Annotated in this window: 15 protein-coding genes and 1 pseudogene; 4 read left to right on the forward strand and 12 right to left on the reverse strand. The window is 70.4% G+C overall.

The features are described 5' to 3' along the window. Positions 1 to 20: 20 nt before the first annotated feature. Positions 21 to 623 (reverse strand): hypothetical protein, encoded by a 603-nt coding sequence (locus ACLB9X_RS09850; protein ID WP_410360101.1) that lies wholly within the window; start codon positions 621 to 623, stop codon positions 21 to 23. On the opposite strand from ACLB9X_RS09850, the gene ACLB9X_RS09855 reads away from it, so the two are divergent. Then, the gene (locus ACLB9X_RS09855; protein ID WP_410359876.1) at positions 522 to 1241 is read left to right on the forward strand and encodes a carboxylesterase family protein; all 720 of its coding nucleotides are present in this window, start codon (positions 522 to 524) and stop codon (positions 1239 to 1241) included. The genes ACLB9X_RS09850 and ACLB9X_RS09855 overlap by 102 nt on opposite strands. 126 nt (positions 1242 to 1367) lie before the next feature. Here the strand turns inward: ACLB9X_RS09855 and ACLB9X_RS09860 are convergent, their stop codons facing one another. The 3 genes and pseudogenes from ACLB9X_RS09860 to ACLB9X_RS09870 form a co-directional block, all read right to left on the reverse strand. Then, positions 1368 to 2501 (reverse strand): ABC transporter substrate-binding protein, encoded by a 1134-nt coding sequence (locus tag ACLB9X_RS09860; protein ID WP_410359877.1) that lies wholly within the window; start codon positions 2499 to 2501, stop codon positions 1368 to 1370. A gap of 208 nt (positions 2502 to 2709) precedes the next feature. Next, a complete protein-coding gene (locus tag ACLB9X_RS09865) occupies positions 2710 to 5535 on the reverse strand; it encodes a SpoIIE family protein phosphatase (protein ID WP_410359878.1) in 2826 nt (941 codons plus the stop codon). Positions 5536 to 5714: 179 nt separating this feature from the next. Beyond that, positions 5715 to 6149 (reverse strand): annotated as a pseudogene (locus ACLB9X_RS09870) (sodium:solute symporter family transporter); the annotation flags it as partial. Here ACLB9X_RS09870 and ACLB9X_RS09875 point away from each other — a divergent pair. From ACLB9X_RS09875 to ACLB9X_RS09885, 3 genes are all read left to right on the forward strand, one after another. After that, positions 6079 to 6480: a carboxymuconolactone decarboxylase family protein gene (locus ACLB9X_RS09875; protein WP_410360102.1), complete on the forward strand. Its 402-nt coding sequence runs from the start codon at positions 6079 to 6081 to the stop codon at positions 6478 to 6480. The pseudogene ACLB9X_RS09870 and the gene ACLB9X_RS09875 overlap by 71 nt on opposite strands. Beyond that, entirely contained in the window at positions 6473 to 7276 is an 804-nt protein-coding gene (locus tag ACLB9X_RS09880) for an SDR family NAD(P)-dependent oxidoreductase (protein ID WP_410359879.1), read from the forward strand. Before ACLB9X_RS09875 ends, ACLB9X_RS09880 begins: the two co-directional genes overlap by 8 nt. A 207-nt stretch (positions 7277 to 7483) precedes the next feature. Further along, on the forward strand, positions 7484 to 8461 hold the full coding sequence (locus tag ACLB9X_RS09885) for a serine/threonine-protein kinase (protein ID WP_410359880.1): 978 nt from the start codon (positions 7484 to 7486) through the stop codon (positions 8459 to 8461). 53 nt (positions 8462 to 8514) lie between these two features. On the opposite strand, the gene ACLB9X_RS09890 is transcribed toward ACLB9X_RS09885, so the two are convergent. The 8 genes from ACLB9X_RS09890 to ACLB9X_RS09925 all read right to left on the reverse strand — a co-directional run bounded on the left by ACLB9X_RS09890 (position 8515) and on the right by ACLB9X_RS09925 (position 19366). Further along, positions 8515 to 8745: a response regulator transcription factor gene (locus tag ACLB9X_RS09890; RefSeq protein ID WP_410359881.1), complete on the reverse strand. Its 231-nt coding sequence runs from the start codon at positions 8743 to 8745 to the stop codon at positions 8515 to 8517. Positions 8746 to 8948: 203 nt separating this feature from the next. Further along, positions 8949 to 11381: a SpoIIE family protein phosphatase gene (locus tag ACLB9X_RS09895; RefSeq protein WP_410359882.1), complete on the reverse strand. Its 2433-nt coding sequence runs from the start codon at positions 11379 to 11381 to the stop codon at positions 8949 to 8951. A gap of 251 nt (positions 11382 to 11632) precedes the next feature. Continuing rightward, positions 11633 to 12178 (reverse strand): hypothetical protein, encoded by a 546-nt coding sequence (locus tag ACLB9X_RS09900; protein WP_410359883.1) that lies wholly within the window; start codon positions 12176 to 12178, stop codon positions 11633 to 11635. Between the two features lie 387 nt (positions 12179 to 12565). After that, the gene (locus ACLB9X_RS09905; RefSeq protein ID WP_410359884.1) at positions 12566 to 13027 is read right to left on the reverse strand and encodes a DUF1153 domain-containing protein; all 462 of its coding nucleotides are present in this window, start codon (positions 13025 to 13027) and stop codon (positions 12566 to 12568) included. A 191-nt stretch (positions 13028 to 13218) separates the two neighbouring features. Continuing rightward, complete coding sequence (locus ACLB9X_RS09910) at positions 13219 to 13836, reverse strand: hypothetical protein (RefSeq protein ID WP_410359885.1); 618 nt, start codon at positions 13834 to 13836, stop codon at positions 13219 to 13221. Between the two features lie 592 nt (positions 13837 to 14428). Beyond that, on the reverse strand, positions 14429 to 15886 hold the full coding sequence (locus ACLB9X_RS09915; RefSeq protein WP_410359886.1) for a DUF6777 domain-containing protein: 1458 nt from the start codon (positions 15884 to 15886) through the stop codon (positions 14429 to 14431). A 418-nt stretch (positions 15887 to 16304) separates the two neighbouring features. Then, on the reverse strand, positions 16305 to 17015 hold the full coding sequence (locus ACLB9X_RS09920) for a hypothetical protein (RefSeq protein ID WP_410359887.1): 711 nt from the start codon (positions 17013 to 17015) through the stop codon (positions 16305 to 16307). Further along, positions 17012 to 19366 (reverse strand): FHA domain-containing protein, encoded by a 2355-nt coding sequence (locus ACLB9X_RS09925; RefSeq protein WP_410359888.1) that lies wholly within the window; start codon positions 19364 to 19366, stop codon positions 17012 to 17014. The genes ACLB9X_RS09920 and ACLB9X_RS09925 overlap by 4 nt, the downstream gene beginning before the upstream one ends. Positions 19367 to 19501 lie beyond the last annotated feature (135 nt).

Consider the following 19501-nt stretch of genomic DNA (forward strand, 5'->3'; position numbering starts at 1 on the left):
TACGAGAAGACCGTCACCTCCTACGAAGCAGCGGTCACACCCGCATCGTTCCCACTCCGGGCGAGATCGGTTCGAACACGGACCCTGGCTTTCTTGGAGGTCGGGCCCCTCGAAGCCGAGGGTGCGGCGGCCGTCAGAACGGCGGCATCGTCGATCTCCCCGTAGAAGGCGGGGCCGTCCCTCATCTCTTCGGCGTGGTCCTGGGTCCAGCGGGTGAAAGCGGGTGTGGAGATGAGCAGATGAAGCTCGGCGCAGGCCAGGACCGTAGCAGGATCGGGATCCTGCGGCGGGTCGGGTGACAGCATGGCAATCATGATGTCGAGCCGGCGCTTGGGCATGGCCGCGGGCAGCTCGCGATACCAGTGATCGGTGAGAGTGCGACGCGCCTGCGGGAGCCGCTGCACGCGAGAGAGGATCTCCAGACGCCGGAGCCGTTCCTCGCTCGGACAGTCGTCCAGGGACTTGAGTGTGGCCTCGCGCCACCGCAGTTCGGTCAGTCGTTCCTGCACCACTTCCAGCTGATGCAGTCCTTCAACCGGCCCGCCTTCGGCAATACGCTGCTGCCCGTGGCGCCGGACCAGGCGTTGACGTCGGGACGCTTCCACCGCGTGCCGGTCATCCACGGCACGAACCACGATGAGATGCGGATGTTCGTCGGCCTGTCGCTCACCGCGTTCCCAATCCGCACCGAGAGCGACTATCGCGCCCGTCTGGTGGACACCTTCGGGCCCGCAGCCGCAGCCGTCGAGGCGCGGTATCCGGCAGCACACCACCCCACGCCCGCACTGGCCTGGGCCGCGGTGCTGACCGATCGATCCCTCACGTGCACCACACTGGCAGCCGGCCGGGCGGTCGCCACTCATGCCCCCGACCTCCCCCTCTACGGCTACGAGTTCAGCGATCCGGACGCTCCTGTCCTCACCGGTCTGCCGGCGAACCCGGGCTTCCCCTACGGGGCGGCCCACGGCTTCGAGATGCCGTTCCTGTTCTCCTCCTTCCCCACCGAACGACCGCTGACCGACGCCCAGCGCGCCCTGTCGGACCGGATGGTCGACTACTGGACGCACTTCGCGCACACCGGCAACCCGAACACCCCCCACGCCCCGCTCTGGCCTGTCCTCCGTCCTTCGTCACGTCTCGCGCAGTCGGTGCAGTCGTTGGCTCCCGGACCAGGCGGGATCCACCCCGTCGATGCGGATTCCGCACACCACTGCTCGTTCTGGGACCGCCTGCCTCAGTGAGCCTCCGCGTGTACAGGGCCAGGACGCCCCCCGGCGCAGGGCTGATCAGTCTCGTCAGCCCCCCCGGGCCGCCCGCCACCGGCGGCCGGCCCGGGGACCTGACTCGTGGTCCCTCACGTGGTGGGGTCAGCCTCCTACGGCCTTCGCCCAGCCCCGGTCGACCGTCCCCCTCGCCTTCTCCAGTTGCGCGTCCGTGGGGAACTGGGGCTCCCCCTCGACCGTCGGCAGTTTTGCCGCGGCGTTCTCGTCGAGGGTGCCGTCCTCGCGCATGGTCTCCATCAGCACCGGGCGGGCGTAGCCCTTGAGCCGGAGGTTCTGGCCCGTCGCGCTGAAGAGGTACTCCTGCCACAAGCGGGCCGCCGCCGGATTCGGAGCGTTCTTGTTGACGGCCAAGGCGTAGTACTGGGCGAAGCTGCCGTCGAAGGGGATCGCGACCCGCCAGTCCAGGCCCCTGCCGCGGAACCGGTCCGCGTAGTCGAGGTTGACGTAGTCCCAGTCGATGCTGATGGGGGTCCTGCCGGACTCCACCGCGGCCGAGGTCGACTCGACGGGGTTGAAGTTGCCCCGGTCGTTCAGCTCGGCGAAGAAGTCGAGGCCGGGGCGGATGTCGTCGAACGACCCCCCGTTCGCGAGGGCGGCCGCGTAGACGCCGGCGAAGGCGGTGTTGGAACGGGTGGGGTCGCCGTCGAGCGAAACCTTCCCCTTGTACCGGGGTTCCAGCAGATCGGCGAAGGTCCGGGGGCAGGGCTTGACGCGGTTGGCGTCGCAGCCGATGGAGATGTAGCCGCCGTAGTTGTTGGACCAGCGGGCCTCACTGTCCTTCTGGTTGTCCGGGATCGAGTCGTACGCGGCGACCCGGTACGGCGCGAGCAGGCTCTGCCGGACGCCTGCCCGGGCGAACGTGTCCCCCACATCGATGACATCGGGGGCTTCGGCGCTCTTCCCGCTCCTCTTGATGGCGTCGATCTCGTCCTGGCTGGATCCCTGGGGATCGGCGACGGTGACCTCGATCCCGTACTTCTTCTCGAAGCCGTCGATCAGACCGCCGTAGTTGGCCCAGTCGCGCGGAAGGGCGATCGCGTTGAGCGCGCCCTCGTCCTTGGCCGCGGCGATCAGCCTGCTCATGCCCCCCGCCTCCGCTGCCGACGTGGCCACCGACGGCTTCACGGGCGTTGCTTTCGGCGTCTCGGTGCAGGCGCTCAGGACCAGGAGGGCGAGGCAGCCCGCGGCGGCCGCTGTTCGTACACGAGATGCAGTCACGATGGCTCCAGGACGCAGGGGGTCGGGAAAGCGCGGGGGCGGACACGAGTGGGTGTCACCGGGGCAGGTCCGGCTTTCGCCGGACACGGCGCGACCTCCGGCCGCCGCGCCGATCGTTCCGGCCGCAGGAACGGCGGCGGGCCAAAAGCCGTGGCCCGCCCCGTGGGGCGTGGCGGGCGGGCGGTCGTACGGCGACGTCACGATGCCCTCACCGTGCCGTGCCGTTCAGCTCCCCGCCTTCGCCGGAAAGCAGCTCCTCCTCGTCGAGCAGGAACTCGGCGAGTCCTTCCACCGAGGGGCCGGCACCGCCGTGGAGGGACAGTTCGGCCCAGATGACCTTTCCGGTGGGCATGTAGCGGGTGCCCCAGCGTTCGGCGAACCGGGCCACCAGGAAGAGTCCGCGGCCGCCCTCATCGGTGACCTTGGCCCGCCGCAGCCGTGGTGAGGTGCTACTGCAGTCGGAGACCTCGCAGATCAGGGTTCGGTCACGGAGGAGCCGGACGGTGATGGGCTCGGTGCCGTAGCGGATGGCGTTGGTGATCAGCTCGCTGAGGACGAGTTCGGCGGCGAAGTCGATCTGCTCGAGACCCCATTCCTGGAGTCGCCGGAGACAGGCGGCGCGGGCCGGGGCGACCGCCGCCGGGTCGCGGGGCACCTGCCATTCGGCGACCCGGGTGGGATCGAGCCGGTGCGTGCGGGCCACCAGCAGCGCGATGTCGTCCCGGGGCCGGTCCGTCATCATGGCGTCGACGACCACGGCGCAGGTGTCCTCCGGGGAACGGTCGGGTCCGGCCAGCGCGTCGCGCAGGGCCGCCATACCGACGTCCAGGTCGCGGTCCCGGTCCTCGATCAGCCCGTCGGTGTAGAGCACCAGCCGGGAGCCCTCGGGCACGGTCAGCTCGGCGCTCTCGTCGGGCAGTCCGGCCCCGAGGCCCAGCGGCGGGGAGACCGGCAGCTCGGGGAAGTCCACGGTCCCGTCGGGGCGGACCACCGCCGGTCCCGGGTGGCCGGCGGTGGCGACCGCCAGGTGCCCGGAGGCGGGATCGTAGACGGCGTACAGGCAGGTCGCGCCGGTGATCCCCTGGCCTTCCCCGTCGACGGCGGCCTCCTCGCTGTCGATCTGGGCCACCAGTTCGTCGACGCGGCCGAGCAGTTCCTCCGGCGGGATGTCCAGGACGGAGAAGTTGTGCACGGCGGTGCGCAGTCGGCCCATGGTGGCCGCCGCGTGCAGGCCGTGCCCCACGACGTCACCGACGACCAGCGCGACCCGGGCACCCGACAGCGGGATGACGTCGAACCAGTCCCCGCCCACCCCGGCCCGGGCGGGCAGATAGCGGTAGGCCACCTCCAGGGCCGTCTGCTCGGGCACCCGGCTGGGCAGCAGGCTGCGCTGCAACGTGACGGCCATGGTGTGCTCGCGGGTGTAGCGGCGGGCGTTGTCGATGCACACCGCCGCCCGGGCGGCCAGCTCCTCGGCGAAGAACACGTCCTCCTCCTCGAACGGCGCGGAGGCGTTCGCCCGCCAGTAGTGGGCCGCTCCGAGCACCACCCCCCGGGCGCGCAGCGGGACGAGGATCAGGGAGTGGATGCCGTGGTCCAGGACCCGGCGGGCGCGGTCGGGGTCCTGGGCCCGCCAGCCCTCGGCGGCGCTCAGGTCCTCCACCAGGACCGCTCGGCCGTCGGCGGCGCCCGCGGCCATGGGGTGGGCGGCGCCGAAGCGGATCAGCTTGCCGGCCGGGTAGAGAAGATGGTCCCCCTCCAGGCCGACGACGGCGGTGCGGCGCATCTCGGTGCTCACGCCGGAGGGCTCCTCACCCTGCAGGACCGGGTCCAGGAGCTCGACGGTGACGACGTCGGCGAAGCGGGGGACGGCGACCTCTGCGAGTTCCTCGGCGGTGCGCGTGACATCCAGGGTGGTCCCGATCCGCACGCCGGCGTCATAGAGCAGCTCCAGCCGCCGGCGCGCGGTCTCGGCTCTGCCGGAGAGAGCCTGCAGTTCGGTGGTGTCCCGCAGCGTCACCACCACGCTCGCCGGGCCCTGGGCAGCGGTGAACCGCTTGTTGACGGCGAGCAGCCGGTCAGCGGCCAGGTGCACCTCGTCGGTGGCCGGGCGATCGGACGTGAGCAGCCCGGCGAGGTCGGCGTTCAGCCCCAGCGCGCTCACATGGCGGCGTTCCGCATCCTCCGGCAGGTCCAGCAGGCGGCGGGCCTCGTCGTTGGCCAGCAGCAGCCGGCCGCCACCGCCGACGATCAGCACTCCTTCCCGTACGGCGTGGAGGACCGCGTCGTGGTGCTCGTACATCCGCGTCATCTCGGTCGGGCCCAGACCGTGGGTCTGCTTCTGGAGGCGACGGCTCACCAGCGCCGACCCGCCCGCGGCGAGGGCGAGTGACCCGGCAGCGACCCCGGACAGGACCGGCAGTTGCTGGTTCACCCGGTCCTGCACGTTCCCCACCGTGACGACGGAGGAGACAATGGCGACGACCGCGTTGCCGGTGTCCTTGACGGGGACGGCCGAGATCACGGAGAGCCCCAGGGCACCCTGGAAGGTCCTGGTGAACGACTTCCCTGCCGCCGCTTCCGCGTAGGGGCCGATGACGTGCTTTCCGATCTGCTCGGGGTCGCTGTGGGTGAGGGTGATCCCGTCCGGCCGGTAGACGATGACGGCGTCGACACCGGCGGCCCTGCGCACCGCCTCGGCGCTCGGCTGCAGCACCGCTGTGGGGTCGGGACGCTCCAGTGCCGTGAGGAGCCCCGGTGATTTCGCGAAGGTCTCGGCGGCGGTGAGCGTCCGGTTCCGGGCGTCCGCCATGCTGTCGCGGCGCGCCTGCAGGACGAGGGCCACCAGCGCGGCAACGACGACCAGCCCCACAACCGCCAGTTGCAGGAGGAACACCTGGCCGGCGAGGCTGCGCACGCTCAGCAGGGACCGCAGGCGCCGCCGCAACCGCCGCGCGCTCCACCGACCGGGCGCGTGATCACTCCCGGGCGGCTTGGGCGACCGACGCCCGAATCGCCCCAAAAATTTCCGCATAGAACATTTCTATCGTTTTCGGCTACCGATCATGGGGCGATCGGGGGCAGGACCGGTCACGGTGGAGCCGCCGGGTGTTTCGGCCCGCCGCGCCGGACGGGCATCCGGCCCCGGAGTCGCCCGCCGGGCGTCGTGCGCGCGTGATCCGGTCCTGCCCCGGCAGGGAAGTGCCGTTCCGCTCAAACGGAGGTGTCGTCCGGGCCCGCGAGCGTGCGCAACTCGAGCGCCGAGTGCCTGGCCGGGTCCGGCCTGTCCCGTCCCAGCACCGAACCGAGCCATCCCAGGAGGAAGCCCAGGGGGGCGGAGACGATGGTGGGGTACTGCAACGGGAACAGACTGAAGTCCATGTCCGGGAACAGCGCGGTCGGGCCTCCCGACACCGCGGGTGACAGCACGGCCATGACCACCGAGGAGACCAGTCCGCCGTAGATGCTCCACAGCGCGCCGGTGGTGGTGAACCCGCGCCAGTACAGGCCGTACAGCAGTGCGGGAAGAATCGCCGAAGCCGCGACGCAGAACGCCAGACCGGCGGCGAAGGAGACGTTGAGGCGCTCGGCGAGCAGGGCCAGGCCCACCGCCGCACCACCGATCAGCACGACCGCACAGCGGGCGACCATCAGTGGACGTCATGTCCCCCTGGCCAAGGCGTCGGGCCTCCCCGACACGGACATCGACCGCATCGTCCAGGGCTCGGAGGCCGGCGGGTGGACCGACCTCGAAAGGTGGTCCATCCGGGCCGCCGACGAACGGAACCGTGATGCGCGGCTCGGCGAGGCCACGTGGGAGGCGCTGGTCGAGCACTTCGGCGACGAGGAAATGATCGAGATCACCATGCTGGTGGGCCAGTACCACATGGTGGCGCTCTTCTTGAACTCCGTCGGTGTGGAGCTGGATCCGGGCTTCGACAGCGCAGGCCTTCCGGAAGGGAACGGGACCGATGAGTGAGGCGTATCCGGGCCGCGCCGCCCGACGGCTCGCGGGCCGCAGAGTGCTGGTGGTCGGCGCGGGCACCCGTCCCGGCGACGCTCCGCAGGCGCCCGTCGGCAACGGCCGGGCGATCGCCGTACTCGCCGCCCGCGAAGGTGCGGACGTGGCCTGCGCCGACCTCGTCGGCCCAGCCGCCGCCGTGACCGCCGACCTGGTCACCGCCGAAGGCGGCCTGGGTGTTTCCGTGGTCGCCGATGCCACGGACGCGGAGCAGTCGGCCGCCATGGTCGCCGAGGCGGTCCGCGGGCTGGGCGGGCTGGACGCGCTGGTGGTCAACGTGGGGGTGGGCCTCGGTACCGGGCTGGCGGGCTCAACACCCGAGGAATGGGACGAGGTTCTCGGGGTGAATCTGCGTGCGCCCTTTCTCGCCGCCAAACACGGCCTTCCCGCGATGGCCGATGCCGGTGCTGTCGTGTTCATCGGCTCGGTCGCCGGACTGCGTGCCGCGACCGGCTCTCCCGCCTACGACACCTCCAAGGCCGGCCTCTTCGGACTGACCCGCCATGTGGCGCGGGAAGGAGCGGCACGAGGCATCCGCGCCAACATGGTCGTCCCCGGCCTGATCGACACGCCGATGGGCCGCCAGGCATCGGCGAACCGGGCCTCCCGGACAGCCTCCTTCGCCCGCATTCCGCTCGGCCGTCAGGGCACCGCCTGGGAAGTGGCGGAGGCCGTCACGTTCCTCCTCTCCGATCGGGCCTCGTACATCACCGGCCAGAGCCTGGTGGTGGACGGTGGCCTCACCGCGGTGTGACAGCGGCGGCACGTGCACCTGCGGGTACGGGATCTCCGCCGCAGTTCTGGGTGTGGCGTGCAGTCGATAGAATCGCGGGTAGGAAGAGCAGCCCGGCGCGTCCACCGCGTACCCGAGCCGGTACTGGGCCTGATCGGCACCTTACGCCCACGGGCGCCGCAGCAGTGCGGAGCCGTCACCGGGTCGGTGAGGGTGCGCCTGACGGGGATGGCACCGAATGACATGAGCCTGTACACGGGGCGCCCATCCGGCCTGATCGGGAGGCAGATCGCGGGCTACCGGGTCGAGGGCGTGATCGGCCGCGGTGGTATGGCCGTCGTCTATCGCGCGAAGGACCTGCGCCTGGACCGCACAGTGGCGCTCAAGCTGATCGCCCCGGAGCGCGTCCGTGACGACACCTTCCGGCGCCGTTTCACCCACGAGTCACGGGTGGCCGCGGCGATCGACCACCCGCACATCGTGCCGATCTTCGAAGCCGGTGAGACCGACGGCGTCCTGTACATCGCCATGCGGTACGTCTCCGGTCTGGACCTGCGTGCCATGCTCGACCGGGACGGTCCGCTCCCCGTCGCGACCGCCCTGCGCATCGCCGGCCAGGTGGCATCGGCACTCGACGCGGCCCACGAGCACGATCTGGTGCACCGGGACGTCAAGCCCGGCAACGTCCTGATCGCCGCGGGCACCGACAGCGACCACCCCGAACACGTCTATCTCACGGACTTCGGACTGACGAAGAAGATGCAGTCGCTCACCGGCTTCACCACGGCGGGCGAGTTCGTCGGCACGCTCGACTACATGGCGCCGGAACAGATCTCCGGCAGGCCGGTGGACGGCAGGTGCGATCTCTACAGCCTCGCCTGTGCGGTCTACGAATGCCTCTCCGGCGGACCGCCCTTCCAGCGTGACGAGGACGTGGCGCTGCTGTGGGCGCACCAGTACGATCAGCCGCCTCGCCTGACCGAGAGGTGCCCGGGGATCGCACCCGCCGCCGACGACGTCATGGCAAAGGCCCTGGCGAAGGTCCCCGAGGACCGGTACGGCTCCTGCCTGGAATTCGTGGCGGCCCTGCGCGTCGCCACCGGGAGCGGCGTCGGCGAGCGCGTCGTCGCGGGGAGTCCCGGGCCGCCGCCGGAGCCTCCGGCCTGGGCCCGGGCGGTCTTCCGCGGCCCGCCCGGCGGGCCGTAGACCGCTAGGGCTCTGGTGCCGCCGGGTGGTTCGCCGGACCGGGCGGCCGGGCGTCACAGCCCCAGGGAGATGGCCAGACGGGTCAGTTCCGCCGTGCTGTTGATGCCCAGCTTGGCCCGGATGCGGCGGAGGTAGGCGTCGACCGTGTGCGTGGAGAGCCCCATCTGGCGGGCCGTTTGCAGGTAGGTGCGTCCTGCGGCGATGTGTCGCAGCGTCTCCTGCTCGCGCGGGGCCAGCGTAGGCACGGGGGCTTCGGCGTGCGGGGTGGTGGGTGTGAGGCTCATGGTTCCCTCCGAGGGGACCGGCTCGGTCGTCCCTGCTCACACCCTCGGAAGCAAGGGAGACATATACCGGAATGTCGATATTTGCCCTCCTGTCCCACAAGGCTGCCTGCGCGACTTCATCACGGGGTCCGCGGACTGTCACAGGCGCGTCACAGGGGACCGCCTGTGTGCGCGCCGGGATCAGCTGCTGTGCTCGGTGGCCCTCAGTACCCGACGAGGGACTGCTCGGACCAGATGGTCTTGCCGACGGGGGCGTGCCGGGTGCCCCAGCGCTCGGCGAGCTGGGCGACCAGCAGCAGACCCCGCCCGCCCTCGTCGAAGGTCCGGGCCCGCCGCAGGTGCGGCGCGGTACTGCTCGAGTCGGAGACTTCGCAGATCAGGGTGCTGTCCTGGTGAATCAGCCGCAGCTGGATGGGCGGCCGGCCATAGCGGATGGCATTGGTGACCAGTTCGCTGACCACGAGTTCGGTGACGAAGGTGGCCTCCTCGAGCCCCCAGACCGTCAGCTGGTCGGTGCTGCGCTGACGGGCCTGGGCGACGACGGAGGGGTCGGACGGCAGGTCCCAGACGGCGACCCGGTCGGCATGGAGGGCCCTGGTGCGGGCAATGAGCAGGGCGACGTCGTCATCGGGACGGCGGGTCAACAGACCCGTCAGTACCCGGTCGCAGACGGTGTCCAGAGTCGAGGCGGGTCGAGCTAGGGCTGCGAACATCCCGTCCAGGGCGTCGTCGATATCGCGATCGCGGGGTTGAAGCAGACCATCGGTGTAAAGGGCGAGGATGCTGCCTTCGGGAAGTTCGGTCTCGGCGCTCTCGAAGGGCAGGCCCCCCAGGCCCAGCGGCGGGCCGGCCGGGATGTCGAGGAGGTACACGGCGCCCTCGGGTGAGACCACGGCGGGAGGGAAATGGCCCGCCCGGGCGAGCGTGCAGTTGCGGGAGACCGGGTCGTAGACGACGTACAGGCAGGTGGTGCCGATGCCCCCGGCGGCTTCCCCGGCGCCTTCCGCCGTGGCCTCGTCGGCGGACAGATGGATGATGAGATCGTCGAGGTGCGTGAGCAGCTCGTCGGGCGGCAGGTCGACGTCGGCCAGGGTGCGTACCGCGGTGCGCAGTCGGCCCATGGTGGCGGCGGCACGCATGCCGTGGCCGACGACGTCACCCACGACCAGGGCCACCCGTGCGCCGGACAGTGGGATCACGTCGAACCAGTCGCCGCCCACGCCGGACTCGGTACTGGCGGGCAGGTAGCGGGAGGCGATCTCGACCGCCGCCTGATCGGGGAGCGTCTGCGGGAGCAGGCTGCGCTGCAGGGTCATGGTGTTGGTGCGCTCCCGGGTGTGGCGGCGCGCGTTGTGAATGCTGACGGCCCCCCGGGTCGTGAGCTCCTCGGCCAGCCACAGGTCTTCCGGTTCGAAGGGCTCCCGGCGCTGGTGACGGCCGAAGATGGCCAGGCCGAGCGCGATACCGCCGGCCCGCAGCGGCACCACCATCATCGAGTGGGTCCCGTACTGGCGGATCCAGGCGGCCTCGGGATCCTGGGCCACCCATCGGACGACGGCCGGGTCGTTCGCCCCGTACACAGCGCCACGGCCTGCGGCCAGACACTCGGCGGGAGGTGACAGCGGCGGATGGACGGTCGTCCCTCCGCCCCCGACCGGGAACTCCGGGCTTCCTTCCAGAACCGACCGCACCGCGGTACGGCGCACGGTGACCGGCCCTGTCGCCGGGCCGGCAGAGGGCTCGTCGCCGCGTGGGGCAGGGACGAGCAGGTCGACGGCCACGAAGTCGGCGAGCCGGGGGACGGCGACGTCGGACAGTTCCTGGGCGGTGCGGGCGCTGTCCGAGGTGGTGCCGATGCGGGCGTCGGCATCCGTCAGCAGGGACGTCTGCTGCCGGGTCCTGTCGAGTCCGGTCCTGTCGTGCGCGGCCAGGCACACGGCTCGCACCCGGCCGTCCGGGTCCCGCACCGGCGTCAGTGACGTCGCCCAGTCGTGCTCCTCGCTCGTCCCCGTGGGGCGGACGAAGGCCGTCACATGCTGCGGCTCACCGGTCTCCAGTACCAGGCGCATTCTCCGTTCGGTCTCGTCGCTCACCGGATCCGGCGCGATGTCCGGCAGACGCAGCCCGCGCATCACGGCCTCCGGGAAGGACAGCGCGCGCTCCATGCCGGCGTTCGCCCGCACCAGCCGCAGGTCCGCGTCGAAGATCGCCAGGTGGCAGGGAGACTGGGTGAACGCCCATTCCCTCATCGGCTCGTCCCAGGGCGTACGGGGCCCGCCCGGCACGGGGCACACCACGAGCCACTTGCCGGCCCCTCCCGAGGAGGTCCAGCAGTGCGCGAGCAGTCCCGCCTCCAGCCGGTGGCCGTCCCGGTGCCGTAGCGCCACGGTGCCGCTCCACCGCTCCTGCCCGGGCGGGGCCCGCCATGCCGTGTCGCTGACGGCATGGGCGAGCAGACGGGCGGCGGGCAGCCCCACGACCTCGGAGGGCACGTAACCGAGCAGTCGACGGGCACCCTCACTCCACCCGGTCACGATGCCCTGCTCGTTGATGGTGGCCGTGGCCGTGTCCGCCGACTCACGGGAGGCGTTCGTCTCCTCCGGCTGCTCTCCAGGAGAGATGGGAAGTCGTTCCATCGCCGCTCGTCTCGCCCTCGCTGGTTCCTTTCCCCACGGTCCCCACGGGAACCGGCACGGCAAAGGACTCCACTACAAGCATGATCCGGCGGCCCCAGGAGCACCACCGCAGTGCTGTCACGACGACAGCGGGAGGGTACGGGGCGGTGTGGCGGTGGGATCCGCCGTGACCGCGCGTTCCACGGCGGGACGCCAAGTCCCCCGTCCGGTGGACATGGTGTCGTCGGCGGTCCGCCTTCGCCTCCCCTGCGTCAGCCGTCGCCGCCGGTGCCACCACGGCCACCCTGACCACTGGTCTGGCAGCCGAGGCCGACGCAGATTCCGCCCTTGCCGCCCTTACCGCCGGTGCCACCGTCACCGCCGGGGAGGGCGTTGCCGCCGTTGCCACCGTTGCCGCCGTTGACGCTGCCGTGGCACACCCCGACGCAGACCCCGCCGCGGCCACCGTTGCCGCCGTTCTTGCCGGGCGCACCCTGAGTGCCGGTGCCGCCGTTGGCGCTGCCGTTGCAGATTCCGGCGCAGATCCCACCGTGGGAGCCGCTGCTGCCGTTGACAGTCCCGTTGCAGTTGCCCGCACACACCCGGTCGCCGACCTGGACGCTGCCGTTCTTGCCCACCTTGATCCCGAGGCTGTCGCCGGAGCGATCGGCGGGCAGCTGCTGAGCGGCGTTCACCTTGACCACGTTGCCCTGCGGCATCGGCGCTGCCATCGCGGTGGCCGGCACCATTGCGACCCCGGCTATCACAGCGGTCGAGACCGCGAAACCGAGACGGCGTTTCGAGAAGAGCTTGCGCATGGAATTCTCCCTTTTTCGACACACGGTTTTCGTGAGATGGTTTCTGTTGGTCGCTTTCCCGATTCGCGGAACGAAGTCGATGGGAAAGAAGCGACAAGGGCTGTCGGGCGACGCCCTGTGTGTATTAAGTAAGCCCGTTCGGAGGCCGTCCGTCATGCTCCGACTTCTCGGGGCTTGACAGGAAATCGGAGCACCGGTAAAAGCCGCCTCGCGGAACCCGGGGACGACGCCTGCCCGAATCGCGCCGGGACGCCGTAGCACACGGATCGGCCGCCTCGGCACAGTGCCGAGGCGGCCGATCGGTTACGGCGTCATCCCCCCACCGATGGAAGTGTCCCTCCCTCGAATCCGGTCTTCGGCCTCCGACCTCCCGTACGGGGTCGTGCATCACGGGCGGAAGGGGAAGCCGTCTCCGAACAGTGCGGACCAGTCGCCTTCGAGGTAGTCCCGCTTCCAGTCGTCGACCTCGTCTTCCGAGATCTTGTACTTCTTGGCGACCTCCTTCTCCGTCACGTCTCCGTACATCACGGACATCACGATCCGCACCTTGTCCACGACATTGAGGTCCGACTTCTTCTTGTCGGGCAGGTCATCCACGTCGTCGAACTGGAAACATCCGGGCTGGCCGGGCTGGCCGGGCTCACCCGGCTGACCGGGCGCACCGCCCTTGCCGCCCTCGCCGCCCTTGCCGCCCTCGCCGCCCTTGCCGCAGCCGGCGGAGTGGGGGGCTGAGAGGCTCGTGCCTGCCTGGGGGGCCTGCGACGCCTGTGCCGCGCATGCTGTGCCGCCGGCGAGAGCGAGTGCGGCGACCGCCACGATGAATGGACGCTGCCAGATGGTTCCGGCCATTTGGGTTTCTCCGTCTTCCTGAGAGGGTCTTCTGCGGGCGTTGCGCCCGACACCGTGCTGGGCGACCTCGGGGCCGCTCGCGCTGATCGATGGGGGGAGTGGGGTGGAGGTCCTGCGGACCCCCACCCCGTAGAGGTGGGCCTTCGCGGCCCGGACGTCACGGTCCGTCCGGGCCGCCGGTGCTGTCAGGGTCAGAAGATGCTGATGCCTCCCGCACCACCGATTCCGCCAAGGCCGCCCGGCCCGAAGATGCTGGAGCCGCCCTTTCCGCCCTTACCGCCCTTGCCGCCGTCACCGAAGACGGTGTCGCCGCCCTTCCCTCCCTTACCGCCGTTGCCGCCGGGGCCGAAGACGCTGCTGCCGCCGCCACCGGCGTTGCCGCCGTTGCCGCCGTTGCCGAAGACGCTGTTGCCACCGCCGCCGCCGTCGCCGCCCTTGCCGCCCTTGCCGAAGACGGATTCGCCGCCGCCGCCACCGCCGCCGCCGCCACCGCCGCCACCGAAGACGCTGCTGCCGCCCTTGCCGCCGGCCCCACCGGCACCGCCGTCGCCGAAGACGCTGCCGCCACCGGAGCCGCCGGAGCCACCGCCGCCGCCGGGACCGAAGACGCTGCTACCGCCCTCGCCGCCTTCGCCGCCGGCGCCGCCGGCCGCGACGTAGTTCACGGCCGACGTCGGGGCCGCCATCGCGGCGGATGCGGCGAAGCCGGCACCCCCGGTGATCAGAGTGGCCGAGGCGAGGATCGTCGCCAGGCGGAGACCTCGACGCTGAGAACGGGTCTTGCCCGGGGTGTGAACGTTATGAGTCATGAGATTCTCCTTGCAGGGGGGATTTTTATACGCCCCGGGAATTCGGGGCGATATGGTCGGCAGATCGGGTTTCCGACCCGGACCGCAATGCCGGGTAACCGGCGGTTCGGTGAGAGGGAAAATCCTCGAAGGATTTCCGCCTACCGTCCGACCCCGCTTCCTTTCCGGTGAGGCCGTGCTTCAAGTAGGCCCGATCGGAGAAGCCCGCGTCATGTCCTGATAATTCGTGACTTGACAGCTCGCTGGAGGGTCGGGTAAAAGCTCGCGGAACTGCCGCCGGGGCGCGTGGGCCCGAGGACGGGGTGCGGCCTGTGGTCGTTGCACGACGTCTCGAAGTCACGCAGTACGCCGAGGAGTTGGCAGCGCTGATGCGTGACTGCGGCGGGATGCGCGAAGTGGTGCCGAGAACGCGAATGCGCCGACCGGTGTGCTCGATGACTGCACAGATGTGCAGGCACGTTCCGGTCAGCGCATACGTCGCGTGGAGAGTCAGGGCCGGCGATGCCGCCGGCTCCTGCCCGCCCCTCGGCCCCGCCTCGCAGGTTGGCGATCAAGCCAATACGCCGGCGAGGGCGGGGCCGTTCACGGGCGGCTAGGCCGCCGGCAACATCGCGGGGGTGTCGGCGCCGAGGTTGGGATCGGTTCCGGGGACGGGATCTGTTTCCGGTTCGGGGTTCGGGTTGGGTGCGGGCTCCTGGGGGGCGGGCGGCGGTGCCGGCTCCTGGGGGGCGGGCGGCTGTGGCGGGTCCTGAGGGTCGGGCTGCTGTGCCGGGGCGTCACCAGGCTCGACCAGCCGTCGCGGGTCCTCGGGGTTGGGCGGCTGTACCGGGTCGCCTCCGGGCTCGGACTTGGGCTCCTTGGGGTCGGGCTTCTTCACGTCCTCCTTGTCGTCCTTGTTCTGCTCGTCCTTCTTCTGCTCGTCCTTCTTCTGCTCGTCCTTCTTCTGCTCTTCCTTCTTCTGCTCGTCCTTCTTCTGCTCGTCCTTCTTCTGCTCGTCCTTCTTCTGCTCGTCCTTCTTCTGCTCGTCCTTCTTCTGCTCGTCCTTCTTCTGCTCGTCCTTCTTGTCCTCGTCCTTCTTCCCGTCCTCCTTCTTGTCGTCCTTCTTTCCGTCCTCCTTCTTGTCGTCCTTCTTTCCGTCCTCCTTGTCCTTGTCCTTGTCCTTCTTGTCGTCGTCCTTCTTCCCGTCCTCCTTGTCCTTGTCCTTCTTGTCGTCGTCCTTCTTCCCGTCCTCCTTCTTGTCGTCCTTCTTGTCGTCGTCATGCTTGGTTTCGTGCTGCTTGGTCTCAGCCATCAGTGGCCACTGCCTGTCCGGAGGAGTGGCCTGCTTGTCGCGTTCACCGTGGTCACCCGCGGAGCGGCTGACCCAGTCCTTGTCCTTCTGGTCGAAGATGACAAATTCCTTGACCTCCGCGGGCGCCGGCTTGATGACCACGACGTCCTGCGGCCGGTATCCGGTCCAGGTGCTCCCCTTCTGCTCGGGTGTGCCCTTCTGGGCGACCGCACGGGCGAGCGGGTTGCCACAGGCACAACGCACCTTCGGCTCTCCACGGCCATCGACGAGGACGGCCGTGCCGGCCTGGAGCACGGCCTGGTACTTGGTGAAAGTGCCGTCACGGAAGCCGTGGCTGGTGACGCGGGTGTCGGAACGCAGCTGTACGGGCGTCAGCGACCGCAGATAGCCGGGGACCTCAGACTCCCGGACGTTGAGAACCGAGGCGAAGGCCTTGTTCTTGGCCCGGTCGGAGCTCAGATAACGGATCTGCTTCTCCACGTCACAACTGGCGAGGTTGCGGCTCCCGCCGTAGACGCCGGGTTCCGACCCGGCCACGCTGCGGATGGCGTTGGTCTCGGTGGAAGGCGTGCTGGGCGCGGCAGCCGGCAAGGAGGAGGTGGTGTTCGCAGTCGACGGGGTGAACGGGTCCGGCCCGGTGGCGTTCGTGGGCTGCAGTATGACCTCGCTGGCCTCGGCCGGTTCGCCGCCAGGGCGGATGAAGACGGCGGCGAGGACCACACCGACGACAAGGGCGATGATCGCGGTGATCCGTGGCACGGATCGCCACCAGGGGCGCCCTCCATCGCCCGACCGCCACTTCGGATGGCCCGGCCCACTTGGTCCACGCGGCCCACCGCCGCTGGGCGGCGGGGGAGGCGGAGGTCCTGCTCCCTCGCCGGAAGAGCGCCCGGCCAGGGGGCCGGACGGCGGCCCCGTGGGCCGTTCAGAGAGCGGTTCGGAACTCACGGCTACCCCTCCCACCGGGCGTAGGAATCGCTAACTCGGAAGCCCTGCGAGGACTTCGTGGCGCTTTGTCTGGATTACTCCCTTTGGCCCCATTGTGCGCTCCGGTAGTGCAGGGCTCCAAGCCGCACTGTTCGGCCTCGTGTGCGCCGAGCGCCTGTCGGCCGCTCCCGGCATGTGGGTGGCCGGCACGGGCAACCTGTCTCAGCTCTGGGGCTCCCGCAGGGACGGGTCAGCGGGATTCATCCGGCCGGTGAACGATCTCCGTGGGCGACGGCACCTCACCGGCCGTCTCCGTCGGCTTCGGCACCTCACCGGCCGTCTCCGTCGGCTTCGGCACCTCACCGGCCGTCTCCGTCGGCGACGGCACCTCACCCACCGTCTCCGTCGGCGACGGGAGCTCACCGGTCGTCTCCCCCCCGGTCTCGCCGGCGGACGGGGCGGACGAAACCGCGTACGTCCCGATCCGCGCGCCGTCGCAGTACACCCAGCGCTCCTGCTCGGCGTCGTACAACCACGCCGCCTCCCCGTCGATGACCATCCCGACCCGCAGCCCCCGCGTCCGCTGCCGGAAGGCCTCGCCGTCCGTCTTCCCCGACACCGTGTCCTCCACGGCCAGCCAGTAGCGGCCGAGCGACTCCTTCAGCCGGGCCAGCAGCGGGCGCGGGTCGGTCGCGTGGGTGGGCGGCGCGCCGGCCATGGGCGGGGTCTGCGGCACGGGGACCAGCAGGCGGCCGTCGACCCAGGCCGTCCAGCCGTTGTGGCAGACGATGCGTCCCCAGTCGCCGCGCCGTTCGACCAGCCGGACGGGCAGGAGTGGGTCGAGCGGCACGGTCGGCCGGGACACGTCGGGAGTCTCCCAGGCGGCCAGTCCGTCGTTGGGTACGACATGGGTCGCAAGGAAGCCGGCGTCGGGAGTGGCCATGTCTTCCGCTTCCGTCACTTCCGCATGATCGCGGGCTCGTGACGCCTCAGCAGCCGCCCGACGACGTACCAGAGCACCGCGCAGTACGCCACCAGGACGGCCATGCCCAGCAGCCACGCATCGGCGGCGTGCTCGAAGAGCGGGTCGTCGTACTCCGGCTTCGGCACGATCCGGGCGATGTCGACCGTCGCCGCCGTCGCCCCGAAGCCCCATCGGCCGGGTACCAGCCAGGCCAGCTGCTCCAGGCCCACCACGTCGTACACCTTCACGAGGGCACCGCAGAAGACGATCTGGACCATGGCGATGAGGACCAGCAGCGGCATGGTGACCTCTTCCTTGTGCACCAGTGCGGAGACCATCAGGCCGACCAGCATCGCGCAGAACGACAGCAGGGCGATGGCGAGGGTGATCTCGACGAGCGGTGGCAGCAGGACGCCATGCCCTTCGGGAGCGCGGAGATCGATGCCGAGGAGTCCGACGAGGGTCATGACGACGGCCTGGACGACCGTGATCAGGCCCAGCACCAGCACCTTGGACGTCAGATAGGCAGATCTGGAGAGCCCTACGGAGCGCTCCCGCCGGTAGATGACGCGTTCCTTGACGAGTTCACGTACCGCGTTCGCCGCTCCCGTCAGGACCGCACCCACGCACAGCACGAGCAAAGTCGCGGCCGCGGTGTCGAGGGTGAGTTTGCCTGCGGCCATGATCCGCGCCATGACGCCCATCCCGAACGGCAGTCCGACCATGACGGCGATGAAGGTCCGGTCGGTGCTCAGCACGGCCGCGTAACGTCGTACGAGGGTCCGCAGCTGGGCCGACCAGCTCTGCGGTTTGGGCGGCGGCGCGTGGCCTCCCGGCAGCCGCTCGCGGGCGAGGCGGGGCTGCGCGCTGGAAGCGACGTAATGGTCGTGGAACGGCGACGTGTGGTAGTCCGCCCGCCAGTCGCGGCCGCGGTCGTTCTCGAACGCCTCGAAGGCCTCGGGCCACTGTTCGAAACCGAAGAAGGGCAGGGCGTCCTCGGGCGCGCCGTAGTAGGCGATCCGTCCGCCTGGGGCCAGCACCAGCAGCCGGTCGCACACGTCGAGGCTGAGCACGCTGTGCGTCACGACGATGACGGTACGGCCGTCGTCGGCCAGGCCGCGCAGCATGTGCATGACCGAGCGCTCCATGCCCGGGTCGAGGCCGGAGGTCGGCTCGTCGAGGAAGACCAGCGACGGTTTCGTCAGCAGTTCCAGGGCGACGCTGACGCGTTTGCGCTGGCCGCCGGAGAGACTGTGGATGGGCTGGTCGGCCCGTTGTTCCAGACCGAGCTCCCGGATGACCTCGTCCACCCGGGCGTCGCGTTCGGACGTGGCGGTGTCCTCCGGGAAGCGCAGCTCGGCGGCGTACCCGAGAGCCCGGCGGACGGTGAGCTGTGGGTGAAGGATGTCGTCCTGCGGCACGAGACCGATGCGCTGACGCAGCTCGGCATAGTCGCGGTAGAGGTCACGGCCGTCGTACCACACCGTGCCGTGGTCGGCGGGGCGCTGTCCGGTGAGCGCGTTCAGGAGCGTGGACTTGCCGGCGCCGCTCGGCCCGACCACGGCGAGCAGGCACTTCTCACCGACGGGGAAGGACACCTGATCGAGGAGAGTCTTCCGGCCGCGGTCCACGCGGACGGTGAGGTCCTGCACGTCGAGTGAGACCTCGCCGGTGTCGACGAACTCCTGCAGCTGGTCGCCCACGAGGCAGAAGTCGGAGTGGCCGATGCCCACGATGTCGCCGGCGACGACGGGAGCACGGGTGACCCGCCGGCCGTTGAGGAAGGTGCCGTTGTGGCTGCCGAGGTCGACGATCTCGTACGTCCCGTCGGCGAGCACCCGCAGCTCGGCGTGGTGCCGCGACACGGTCAGGTCCTCGACGACGAAGTCGTTGTCGGCGGCGCGGCCGATGCCCACGCTCCGTGTCGACAGCGGACGGACGGTTGTCGGGCGGCGGAACGTACGGGTGGCGGACGGCACGGACACGGACGAGGGCCACCCGGTGGCTTCCCCGGCCGGCTCGGCACGGCGCAGCGGCTGCAGCTGGGCGCGAGGGCCTTCCGAGGGGTGGCCGAACCGGATGACGCTCCCGGGGCCCACTCCCCATTCGTGGATCCGTCGGCCCTCGGCGTAGGTGCCGTTGCTGCTGCCCTCGTCCTCGAGCGTCCAGTGGTCGGCTTCGGGGCGCAGCACCGCGTGATGCCAGGACACGCGGGAGTCGGTGAGCACGATGTCACTGGAGGGGTCTCGCCCGATGTGGTAGACCCGGCCCGGGGCCACGACCAGGGTGTCCCCCTCGGTCTCGAGCACGAGTTCCGGCGGGGTCGGCGTTGCAGACCGCTCTGCCATGTCTGGAATTTTAGCTTTCGGTACTTTCCGCCGCCCGATGGCGTCAGCGGGGGGCGGTCGGGCACGCACGGCCCCGCTGCTGTCGGGGCTGGTCGTTGTCGCGCAGCTCGTCGTGGCCGAGGATGTGCGCGTGGT

Origin of the sequence: Streptomyces sp. 5K101, assembly GCF_046506645.1 — a bacterium.
GTDB lineage: Bacteria > Actinomycetota > Actinomycetes > Streptomycetales > Streptomycetaceae > Streptomyces.

Excerpts from the sequence above, each read along its gene's own strand:
- ACLB9X_RS09895 (WP_410359882.1), bottom strand. The coding sequence starts at position 11,381 with ATGGAACGACTTCCCATCTCTCCTGGAGAGCAGCCGGAGGAGACGAAC.
- ACLB9X_RS09885 (WP_410359880.1), top strand. The coding sequence starts at position 7,484 with ATGGCACCGAATGACATGAGCCTGTACACGGGGCGCCCATCCGGCCTG.
- ACLB9X_RS09865 (WP_410359878.1), bottom strand. The coding sequence starts at position 5,535 with ATGCGGAAATTTTTGGGGCGATTCGGGCGTCGGTCGCCCAAGCCGCCC.
- ACLB9X_RS09900 (WP_410359883.1), bottom strand. The coding sequence starts at position 12,178 with ATGCGCAAGCTCTTCTCGAAACGCCGTCTCGGTTTCGCGGTCTCGACC.
- ACLB9X_RS09855 (WP_410359876.1), top strand. The coding sequence starts at position 522 with ATGCAGTCCTTCAACCGGCCCGCCTTCGGCAATACGCTGCTGCCCGTG.
- ACLB9X_RS09905 (WP_410359884.1), bottom strand. The coding sequence starts at position 13,027 with ATGGCCGGAACCATCTGGCAGCGTCCATTCATCGTGGCGGTCGCCGCA.
- ACLB9X_RS09925 (WP_410359888.1), bottom strand. The coding sequence starts at position 19,366 with ATGGCAGAGCGGTCTGCAACGCCGACCCCGCCGGAACTCGTGCTCGAG.
- ACLB9X_RS09890 (WP_410359881.1), bottom strand. The coding sequence starts at position 8,745 with ATGAGCCTCACACCCACCACCCCGCACGCCGAAGCCCCCGTGCCTACG.
- ACLB9X_RS09880 (WP_410359879.1), top strand. The coding sequence starts at position 6,473 with ATGAGTGAGGCGTATCCGGGCCGCGCCGCCCGACGGCTCGCGGGCCGC.
- ACLB9X_RS09910 (WP_410359885.1), bottom strand. The coding sequence starts at position 13,836 with ATGACTCATAACGTTCACACCCCGGGCAAGACCCGTTCTCAGCGTCGA.